Source organism: Paenibacillus sp. NN59 (genome assembly GCF_057597225.1).
In genome coordinates, this window is record NZ_CP199678.1 from 3,537,022 (window position 1) to 3,547,505 (window position 10,484).

Consider the following 10,484-nt stretch of genomic DNA (forward strand, 5'->3'; position numbering starts at 1 on the left):
AACAGGAAGGGGCTGCATGATGGAACCGAAACTGAATAAAAATGAATACACGTATTATCTTGTTGGCAATGTAGATGATTTCACAGAGAGACTGGGACGAGTAGTGCGCTTAGGTAATGAAGAGATTGCGATATTTAAGACAACGGACGGACGTATCTATGCTCTTGAGAATAAAAGCCCTGGTCCGCGCGGAGGAACGATTGCAGAAGGAATTATATCCGGGGACGTCCTGTTCGACCCAATCTGTGACTGGAAGATTTCATTGACGGATGGTCAGGTGCTTGACCCTGATACGGGACAGGTTCGGATTTATCCGGTTCAGGTTGACGCAGAAGAGGTACGAGTTGGATTGGTTAAGAATGGGGGAGAGATTTCACATGAGTAAAGACCTTCAGAGCAAAAAAAATTGTCATTGCCGGCTCGCAAAAGACGGAAGAAATGGCTGAGATTATTGAACGAAGAGGTGGTCTGTAAAATATCACTCATATCATGTCGAAGGACAAGAACAGAATGACATTAAAGTCGCTATTTTTAGCGGCTTTTTTTATTTTATCAGTATGAACAAGTTTTTGGTCAGTCATGATTTGTCAGTGAACAAGAACATTTTTTCATTTCGAATCAGTTAATTGCTGATGACTCCTTAAATAACATTTTCTCGAATTTGTTCGCAGAGCGCCAGCCTTTTTAAAGAGTAGCATCTCCCCATAAACTTTATGATTTTATAATCAATTGGTCATATAAAGCCTAGTTCCTATATATTATAATACGGCACATTAAGCGCTTACAGTTTGAATCAACAAAACTAACTAGTCAGCCGACTTTTCAAATGCATAACAAAAAAGAGAGGATGACGAACAAATGAAAAAACGTAGTGCTTTAATCACCATCGTTACACTCCTTATTATGTCACTTGTTTTTACTGCATGTGGTAATTCTTCTGGTTCAAAAACGGAAACAAAGCAATTAGGGGCTAATGCCGGTGAGAATGCAACAGAATTGTCATTTTGGACATTCGTAGATTTGCACGGCAAGCATTTGGATAAAATGCTGGGGTTATGGAACCAACAGAACCCAGACAAACAGATTAAGTTGAATGTAACGGTTATGCCTTACGATGATATGCACAACAAGCTTTTATTGGCAGTTACAAGCGGAAAAGGTGCTCCTGATATCGCGGATATCGAGCTTGGTAAATTCCCTAAATTCTTGGAAGGTGACAACGTTCCCTTGGAATCTTTGAATGATGTATATGCACCATACAAAGACGCTGTTGTTCCTTCACGTGTCGAGATTTACTCCAAAGCCGATCAGGTTTATGGCTTTGATTATCATGTAGGTGCTACGCTTGCTTTCTACAACACTGAAATTCTTGAACAAGCAGGTATTGACTACAAGACCATCAAAACGTGGGAAGATTACAAACAAGCAGGTATCCAGGTTTACGAAAAGACTGGCAAGTATTTAGGTACTGCTGATACGTCAGCTTCGTTCCAAGCATCGCTGCTACTAGCTCAGCAAAATGCTGATTTTACTGATGAAAATGGTAATCCAAAAGTGAATTCGCCTGAAATGATTAAAGCGCTTGAAATGTTAGTCGATCTACAGAAGAACAATGTTATTCATACGATCCCTGGCGGACAACCCGACACAGAAGAAGCAAAAGGCGAATATAACAAAGGCAACTACGCAAGTGCATTAATGCCTGAGTGGTACATGTCCCGCTTTGTAAACGAAATGAAAGACCTTAAAGGGAAGTATGCAATAGCTCCATTGCCTGTATTCGAAGAAGGTAACCCTCGTTCTGTTGGCTTAGGCGGTACTGGCACAGTTGTTACTAAGAATGGTACAGACGTTCAGTTGGCAAAAGAATTTGTAGCCTTTGCTAAGCTTTCGAAAGAAGCTACTACTGAAATTTGGAATACACTTGGATTTGACCCAATCAACATGGAAGTATGGAAAGATGATGCAGTTACGAAAAACCCTGAAAATGAATACGTCCAATACTTTAAGACAAATGCATTTGATACTTTGAATGAAATCAAGGACGAAATTAGAGCGATAAAGTCCGTTAAAGCTTCACCAACCATTGGAAATATATTCAATACGGTTACTTTGAATGCGATCTTTGAAGATGGCCAAGACGTGAAGGAAGCGTTGGATGAAGCACAAGCAGCAATTGAACAAGAATTGAAATAAATATAATAAGTAAATGATTCGATTAAACCTGTTGGCAGGTATAGTGGTCGGCAGGTTTAACCATAGTCAAGGGAGATTGAGAATATGATAAAGAAATTTGTATACTCTCAAAAAGCTGCACCTTATGTTTTTGTATTGCCATTTATACTCATATTTTTGATCTTCTGGTTATATCCGCTTGTAAATTCATTCGTAATGAGTTTTCAAGATCGGATGTTGGGGCAGGATCCTAAGTGGATTGGTGAAGCAAATTATTCGAAATTGCTTACAGATAAAGTGTTTTTGATATCTATTAAAAATAGCGTTGTGTACATGTTAGGAACCTTAGTGCTGTTAATTCCCTTTCCCATGTTATTCGCCGTTATGATCAACAGTAAGTTAATGGTGGGAAGAGAGTTTTTTAAATCTTCGTTCTTTCTCCCTGCCTTGACATCTGTCGCAGTTGCGGGGACCATTTTCCGTCTTACATTCGGTGAAATGGAAGGTTCATTAATGAACAGTTTCCTGGGTCTATTTGGTGTAGAGCCTATTAAATTTTTGAAAGACGGAGCATGGAGTATGGCAGCACTGTTAATCCTCGCATGTTGGAGATGGACGGGCGTTAATATACTTTACTATCTATCCGGTTTGAAAAGCATTGACAATGAATATTATGAGGCTGCTTCAATTGACGGGGCATCTGCTTGGCAGAAGTTTAGAATGATCACAATGCCATTATTGAAGCCGACCACGGTATATGTTACCACAATTAGTGTTTATGCTGGTTTAGCCATGTTTACCGAGAGCCTGATGATGTTTAACGGTAACAAATCACCCCAAAATATTGGTCTAACCATTGTTGGATATCTGTATAGACAAGGGATTGAGCAGAATAAGCTGGGTTACGCAGCTGCGGTTGGTATCGTTCTATTAGTTATTGCTATGGTTATCAATTTAACGCAGTTGAAATTTAGTGGAATGTTCAAAAAGGAGGAGGATTAAAGTGGGCAGAAGTCAGACAAGGAGTGATTTCATCTCTAGAATAGTAATTATTTGTTTCTTTATTATACTATTCGTTATAATTATGATCCCATTCTACGCAGTGGCCCTATCTTCCTTTAAACCAGGTGAATCATTAGTTAGATATGGTCTTAACCTAAGTTTGGATTTTGAAATCATGAGTTTTGATAATTTTATTTTTCTGTTTACTGGAGAACATGATTATTTTGTGTGGTTTTGGAATAGTATGATTCTAACAATTGTTCAAGTGGTTTTAACACTTTTTGTAAGCGCATTTGTTGGATATGGTTTTGCTGCATATGATTTTAAAGGTAAGAACTTCCTCTTTATATGTGTTTTGCTCATTATGATGGTGCCTTTCGAAATATTGCTGGTTCCTTTGTACAGCCTAATTAATGATTTGGGAATGGTGAATAGCTATTCAGCAATCATTCTACCGGGTATAGCTAATGCCGCGACAATATTTTTCTTCAGGCAATATCTAAGAAGCATACCCAAAGAGATTATTCAATCTGGGCGGGTTGATGGCGCAAACGAGTATGCGATTTATTTCAGACTAATTATGCCGATTATGAAGCCATCCTTTGCGGCAATGGCTATTTTGAATGGGATGAATAGCTGGAATAATCTGTTGTGGCCATTCATGGTGCTCGGAGATCAGAGTAAATATACACTTCCTATCGGTTTGAAAACGTTGTTAACTCCTTATGGCAATAACTATGACCTATTGATCGTGGGCTCTTTCTTCTCCATCATTCCGATTTTCATACTATTCATTGCTTTTCAGAAATATTTCATAGACGGTATGACTGCAGGTGCTGTTAAAGGGTAGTATATATTATGAAACAGGTAATAAGATGGAAATCCAACAACGAGCATCACAAGACAGAAACGAATGAAGGGTTGTTCGACCATAGGACGTGCTAGAGAATGAAAATGTCAATCCGCTCCAAGGCCGTTGGATGGAAAGAGGGCAGGTCCGTACCGAATGGGAAAGTTTCGCCTTTGATTCCACCTCATGGCGCAAGTCGCAAACAGCGGTTCTCTCGACAGATGAAAGTATATCAATATATGCTCCCGGTCATAATTCCTTCCCGGTGTCAGAGGACGAAGAAGAGACGCTATTTGTGTTTCACTCAAGAACATACAAGAACATTATAGGAGATCGCTGTACGTTCCAAATCGCATACATTCGTAACAGCGCTTTTGTGGACGGCTGACGGCTGACGGCTGACCAGATTTCCGCGGCTCTGTTGCAGCACTTGCACGTTCTTTACAATGAACGAGTGTCCCAACAAGGCTGATTGATAGATTAGAGTTCGTTTATCCAACTTCCCAAAGAGAGACAGGAAGAACATCGAAGGCACCCTAATTGGGTACAGTGTGCCTTCGATTTCGCTCTAAAGATAATAAGCCGAACCGTATCATAAGGGCAAGATAGCTTAATAAATAAGTCGAAGAGTGAGATTAACTTTGCTTAAAGAGGAATAAGATAACGTAATTTATAAAAAATGTTGTTCACGGAATACTTAGGCTATCGCTAATATTAAATACTTTATATACATAAAAGAGCTCAAAGAACTATGGAAAGAAGAGGGCGAGGTTCAGTCACACGTTGATAAATGTCCAAGGACAAGAACTTGTACCGATTGCCGGAATGGACAAGAACATAGTCCGATTAACGATTAGATGTACATCTTAAGATTGATCACAAAAACAAAACAAAGATCACGTACGGAGGAGCTTTGATAAAGAAGAATAGTCCCACAGTTCAGTGAGGATTATTTGCATATGTCAGATAACTAGAACCCATGAGACTGCCCTGTCTCCTTTCGCCGCCAATTTATAAATACCAATGTCAATGCAATTAATGTGAGGATCATCCCAAGTACTCGAAATCCTTCAAAGCTGAAGCTATCTCCCATTACAATGCTAATCAGTATAGAAGAGAGAATGGTTCCCAGGTATCTTGAGGTATTAAATATTCCAGATGCTACACCTATCATTTCTTTTGGAGAACTTTTGAATAAGGCCGCTTGCATAGCGACATTGTTCAATCCGTTACTAACACCGAATGCAGCTAAAACCAGACACACACTGATAACTGGTGAATTCTGATCCAATGTTACGATCCACAACGACCCACATGTCATAAGCATTCCGGACATAAGCAATGCTGGCCCGGGACCTGATTTATCGATCCATCGTCCTGCCATTGGAGAAGTTACGAGCGAGCACAAGCCTAAGCTTAGCATCAGCATCCCTGTATTGAACTCGCTGACATGACGAACGATTTGCAAGTAGGACGGAAGGCCGAAAAAGAGAGAGTAAAAAAGCAAGTTAACGATCAAGAATTCGACATTAACCCAAGTCATTGCAGGATATTTAACGAATGTACGTAAAGGAATAAAGGGTGCCTTCGCTTTTAACTCATGTCGCACGAAAGCTCCCAGTCCAACGAAGCCAATCAGCCCCACAATAACGCTGCTGAATGTAATTTGACCAGACGATTTTATGGACAATAATCCGACGAGCAGAGCAACCAGACCCACGGTGAATAGGAGAACTCCTGGCGCATCGATCAAATCAGACCATTTGCGAAAGGACATGTTGCGGGCAGCGGATGTCGTCGACGGAATATCCTTAGGAATATGCCTCCAAGCTAATAAAAAGCTTGTCACTACGATCGGAATATTAACCAAAAAGATAGCAGGCCAGCCCCACCAGTGAATGATGACCCCGCCAATAAAGGGGCCAATCGCTGCCGCTCCGGATAGGAAAATACTCAAAAATGACAGTGCAGTCGCTTGTTTCTCCGTAATATGTATTCGCACAATAGCCATTCCAACCGCAACCATCATGCTTGTTCCGATGGATTGCACAATGCGCAATGCGATGAGCCACCCGAAGTTTGGGGAGAGTGGAGCTAATAATGATGCAATGAAGGATACAACAAGTCCCGTAAGAAATATCCTCCTCCGACCAAATAAATCGCTAGCTTTTCCCATGATAGGTTGAGCGATAGCGCTCGCAATGTAGAAAGAAAAAATAATCCAAGATACCACGGTAAAATCGAGTTGGAACTCATTTTGAAGCCTTGGAATTGCAACTGAAATCATTGAAGAATTTAATGGGTTCAATAGAATTCCTAGTCCAACGGAGATCATCAACCACCTATTGCGAAAACTCATTTCAATCCCCCGATCTGTGTGTTAGTGTCATCATCGTACTTGAAATCATTTATATATTCCAATGCATTTTATGTTATGATTTCATTGACTCAAAGGAATGAGTGGAGGGTGTAGAATGGAACTTCTTCAACTGAAATATTTTCTCGAAGTAGCTCGTGTGGAACATATGACGGAAGCAGCACGAAGTCTGCATGTCACTCAATCATCACTAAGCAAAACGATTGGGCGTTTGGAAGAAGATTTGGGAGTCCCGTTATTCGATCGAATAGGAAGGAAACTACGACTGAATGAGTTTGGAAAGAGATTCTATTACCGTGCAGAAAGAGCGTTGTTTGAATTGGAACAGGGGAGGCAGGAGATTCGTGATCTATCCAGCCCAGAACATGGCCTACTCGAATTGGCGGTGACCACCGCAAGTACATTGCCTCAGATCCTTCGAGAGTTTCGGAACAAGAGACCCGATATCTTATTTCATGTGCAAATGCTCACTACGCAGGAAATGGTTATGCTTCTTCATAGAGGAGACGTTGATTTTTGCTTGTCCTCACCAGCTATACGAGGGGAAGACATTGAAACTCAAATCATGTTCATCGACCCGATTCTTGTAGCTGTTCCCAAAGAGCATTGGCTTGCTGACCGAAGCAGCATATCTTTGACTGAGCTAAGGGATGAATGTTTTGTTGGTGTAAAAAGAGGATACGGTACTCGCGACCTGGTGGATTCGATATGCCAATCGGCTGGATTTATACCTACATATGTGTACGAAGGCGATGAACCTGCAAGGCTAAGTTCTCTAGTGGAAGCGGGGATTGGCATAGCCTTTATACCAAGTACTGCAAGGCATTCTTGGGAACATATCAAATATCTCAAAGTAGAGAATCATGAGTTGGTAAGGGAGATCGCTTTGTTATGGCACAGGAATCGGTACATTTCGCGGGCTGCTCTAGAATTCCGTGAGGTAGTTGTAGAATATTTCGGGACGATATCCAAACAGACAATTTAATTATCCGACAACTAATATAATGGTAATGAGAGATTCAGATGTTTGGGCAAAATCATGTTTTGAATCGACCTCATAAATTATCCGTCAAAAAAGGGGCTTAATTAAGCCCCTTTTTTGACGGATTTTCTTCAGAAAAAATCTAATTTGCAACTGTGATTCAATCGGGTCTTTGGAAAAAAGTGATTACAATTAAATAAGCTGCCTCTGGTAATGTACCAAGGGCAGCTTAAAACATAATCACAGGAGGAGGTTCCAACAGCCTACAGGGCAGAAGTTGTCCCCTCTCTCTGGCCGAAGAACTCTTGACGAGTGGCCAGGTGAGTTCCCACTCGCACGAAGCCTAGAATAGTGGGGACTTTCGAGTGTGATATTTAATTTGTTCCAGTAAGCTAACGTACCGTAGCATAATCAAATTATTCCGGTGAATTCAGAAATACTTCTTCCATGTAGAGCTTAGCCGTAATCAAATACATACGTTCTTGATTTCTGACTAAATAGAAAATAAACCATTAGTATAGAGTTAAAATTTTCATTGTAAAATTTTGAAAAATAAATATAATAGTAAATTGTTATATATTAAAATTTTCTTATAAGGGAGCGAGAAAGTGATTTCGAAAAAAGTAGCATTATGTATGGCTTTTATTTTAAGTTCCAACTGGTATTTATTGGTTCCTATGTGAGCTTTGCAGAGGAAAGTGTTTCAAATGAACAAGAAATACAAGATCTAAAGGAAAATAATGAGATCCTTAGGGCTAAAGAAACAGTCCATGATGATTCGGAGATTCAAGATATATCGGATTCATATGCAGTTCAATTAAAAAAATGGAAGCAAGAATTCCCTGATTATGAACCTCAAAAGGCCCCAAAAAATAAATCACTCCTTCAGTCAAAACTGGCCGTATCTTCTAAAACATCTTCCACTCATGATAATGAAGTTTATAAACTCCAACCCAAATATTTAACCAATAACTTCTCATTTTCAATGATGGCATCAACAATTACAAATGGTAATACAGTTACAACGATGGGGAACTTTCGTAAGCCTTCGGATCTTAGCGGGATGAGTTGGGAATCTATAGACCACTATAGTCACCCAAATTTAAAGTATCCAACCGATAGTAATTTTTCAGACGTCACTTTAAGTTACACTTACAATTTATACGGAAACGTACCCGACATGAATTCGACCCTTGCACCTGCGTTAACAATAGAAACAAATGCTGGTGAGATTTACTATGCTCGGTTGTGGAATTATGTCACGAATCGACCTCAAGATGATTGGGAGCATGAAAATAATATTATATTTCCGGCGGGAAGATCAGCTGGTGTAGCCACTGGTACACAAGGAAATATAAAGATTGATTTTAATAATCTTTATGCTGGATGGCAACCTTATCAAAAAGAATACAAAGTCATAACTGATAAAGATGGAAAAAAAGAATATCTTGAAGAATGGGTTAAAAATCCAGAGTGGAGAAAAATACCTGTTGATGATATTAAGAAAATCATGTGGGCTTATGTACCAACTCAATACGATGGTACAGCAGCCAATGAATATTTAAACGATTCTGAAAAGTTCATGGTTAAGATGACAAACTGGAACGTGTCCGGAAATGATTATCTAGGCGCGGAGCCAAAAACTAGACCGGCACAGGCTCTTCGTATTACTGATGATTACGATGACATTTACAATTTGACTCCCGAACGAGTCGTATCAGATTATCAAAAGTTAGGATTTAACGGCTATGTGACCATGTATGTGGGTGCATCACATTACTACGACAAAAAATATTCGAATGGTGCAATGGAAGTCATTACAGATTACCCATTCAATTCAGGATTTGAACAGTGGTATGACAACTATATTAAGAGATTGAGTGAGAATGATTTCAAGCTTATTAATTCTATCTCTATGGAAAGTGTTGATGCCCCTGCTGACTGGTGGCAACGAACATGGGACAATACACCAGCTACAAGTGGGTGGGTACCTGTTCCTCATCTATTAAGTTTTACAAACCCAGACGTACAGAAATTTTATAAAAAATATGTATTAGAGCTAGCAAGAATGTCTGTTAAAAATGGAATGGAGCCAATGATTCAGGAAGGGGAGCCTTGGTGGTGGTTTATGGAAGGTCTGAAGGATAAGCCACCCACATTTTATGATAAAGCCACCAAAGATCTCTACCAAAAAGAGACAGGTAAACGAATGTATGAGTTTAAGTCTAGTTTGGAGTCAATTAAAGGTCACGAGGATATGCTGTATTGGTTGAGGAATAAAAATGGTGAGTTTACATTAATGCTCAGAGACGCAGTAAAAAAAGTGTACCCCGATGCAAAATTTACTGTGTTGTTCTTTACTCCTTCTGTAGTTGACCGGGATAGAGTACCTCAAATGATGAGTATCGTTAATTTCCCTTATAAACAGTGGAAGTATCCAAATCTAGATTTCTTCATGCTGGAAGATTACGATTATCTGATCTATGACCAAAAGGACAAACACATCAAATCGTTGACATATGTACAATCCCATCTTAAATATCCCGTTGAGCTCATTCATTATTTTGCAGGTTTTGTTAACGACGTTGAGCACTTAGGTGTTTGGGACAATATTAATCAAGCTATAAATGATGGTTTTAATCAAGGTTTTGGTGAAGTTTATGTTTGGGCTTATGCACAAGTAAAACGGGATGGTTGGACTTTGCCAGATTTGATTAAAGTCAATAAACCAACAGGTCTGTACGAAAAACCATTTAACCTAACACTTTCCACAACAGCAGATAAGATCGTGTATACCAGTGATGGTTCGAAACCTACCTTAACCCATGGAACAGTTTATACTACGCCCATTCATATTTCTGGCTCGACAGATATAAATGCTGCTGTTATTAAAAATGGACAGATCACACAAATCTACAATTTCACTTATGATATCGGGATAAAGAAATATGAATATGATGCATTTAATAGGATCATTTCTGAAAGAATTGCCAAAGACGATAAGCTTTATATCATAGACTATATTTTTGATGCCCTTGGGAACATGATAAAACAAGACCGTATGATTATTGATAACAAATAGGTTAAATAGGAGATAA

At 39.4% G+C, this 10,484-nt stretch carries 7 protein-coding genes; 6 read left to right on the plus strand and 1 reads right to left on the minus strand.

All coding sequences use genetic code 11. From position 1 onward, the window contains the following. Positions 1-19 precede the first annotated feature (19 nt). From ACT89M_RS15535 to ACT89M_RS15550, 4 genes are all read left to right on the plus strand, one after another. Positions 20-385 (plus strand): nitrite reductase (NAD(P)H) small subunit, encoded by a 366-nt coding sequence (locus ACT89M_RS15535; protein WP_154891889.1) that lies wholly within the window; start codon positions 20-22, stop codon positions 383-385. A 473-nt stretch (positions 386-858) separates the two neighbouring features. Then, positions 859-2,196 carry an ABC transporter substrate-binding protein gene (locus tag ACT89M_RS15540; protein WP_154891874.1) on the plus strand — a complete coding sequence of 446 codons (1,338 nt, stop codon included), beginning with the start codon at positions 859-861 and terminating at the stop codon, positions 2,194-2,196. An 84-nt stretch (positions 2,197-2,280) separates the two neighbouring features. Continuing rightward, the gene (locus tag ACT89M_RS15545; protein WP_154891873.1) at positions 2,281-3,177 is read left to right on the plus strand and encodes a carbohydrate ABC transporter permease; all 897 of its coding nucleotides are present in this window, start codon (positions 2,281-2,283) and stop codon (positions 3,175-3,177) included. A 31-nt stretch (positions 3,178-3,208) separates the two neighbouring features. Next, positions 3,209-4,027 (plus strand): carbohydrate ABC transporter permease, encoded by an 819-nt coding sequence (locus ACT89M_RS15550; RefSeq protein ID WP_373323178.1) that lies wholly within the window; start codon positions 3,209-3,211, stop codon positions 4,025-4,027. A 970-nt stretch (positions 4,028-4,997) separates the two neighbouring features. On the opposite strand, the gene ACT89M_RS15555 is transcribed toward ACT89M_RS15550, so the two are convergent. After that, positions 4,998-6,386, minus strand: coding sequence for an MFS transporter (locus ACT89M_RS15555; RefSeq protein ID WP_154891870.1), 1,389 nt, complete (start codon positions 6,384-6,386; stop codon positions 4,998-5,000). 115 nt (positions 6,387-6,501) lie between these two features. Here ACT89M_RS15555 and ACT89M_RS15560 point away from each other — a divergent pair, with 115 nt between their 5' ends. Then, complete coding sequence (locus ACT89M_RS15560; RefSeq protein ID WP_154891869.1) at positions 6,502-7,389, plus strand: LysR family transcriptional regulator; 888 nt, start codon at positions 6,502-6,504, stop codon at positions 7,387-7,389. A 628-nt stretch (positions 7,390-8,017) separates the two neighbouring features. Beyond that, positions 8,018-10,468 (plus strand): chitobiase/beta-hexosaminidase C-terminal domain-containing protein, encoded by a 2,451-nt coding sequence (locus ACT89M_RS15565; protein WP_261769644.1) that lies wholly within the window; start codon positions 8,018-8,020, stop codon positions 10,466-10,468. Positions 10,469-10,484 lie beyond the last annotated feature (16 nt).

Excerpts from the sequence above, each read along its gene's own strand:
- ACT89M_RS15535 (WP_154891889.1), top strand. The coding sequence starts at position 20 with ATGGAACCGAAACTGAATAAAAATGAATACACGTATTATCTTGTTGGC.
- ACT89M_RS15540 (WP_154891874.1), top strand. The coding sequence starts at position 859 with ATGAAAAAACGTAGTGCTTTAATCACCATCGTTACACTCCTTATTATG.
- ACT89M_RS15545 (WP_154891873.1), top strand. The coding sequence starts at position 2,281 with ATGATAAAGAAATTTGTATACTCTCAAAAAGCTGCACCTTATGTTTTT.
- ACT89M_RS15555 (WP_154891870.1), bottom strand. The coding sequence starts at position 6,386 with ATGAGTTTTCGCAATAGGTGGTTGATGATCTCCGTTGGACTAGGAATT.
- ACT89M_RS15560 (WP_154891869.1), top strand. The coding sequence starts at position 6,502 with ATGGAACTTCTTCAACTGAAATATTTTCTCGAAGTAGCTCGTGTGGAA.
- ACT89M_RS15565 (WP_261769644.1), top strand. The coding sequence starts at position 8,018 with ATGTATGGCTTTTATTTTAAGTTCCAACTGGTATTTATTGGTTCCTAT.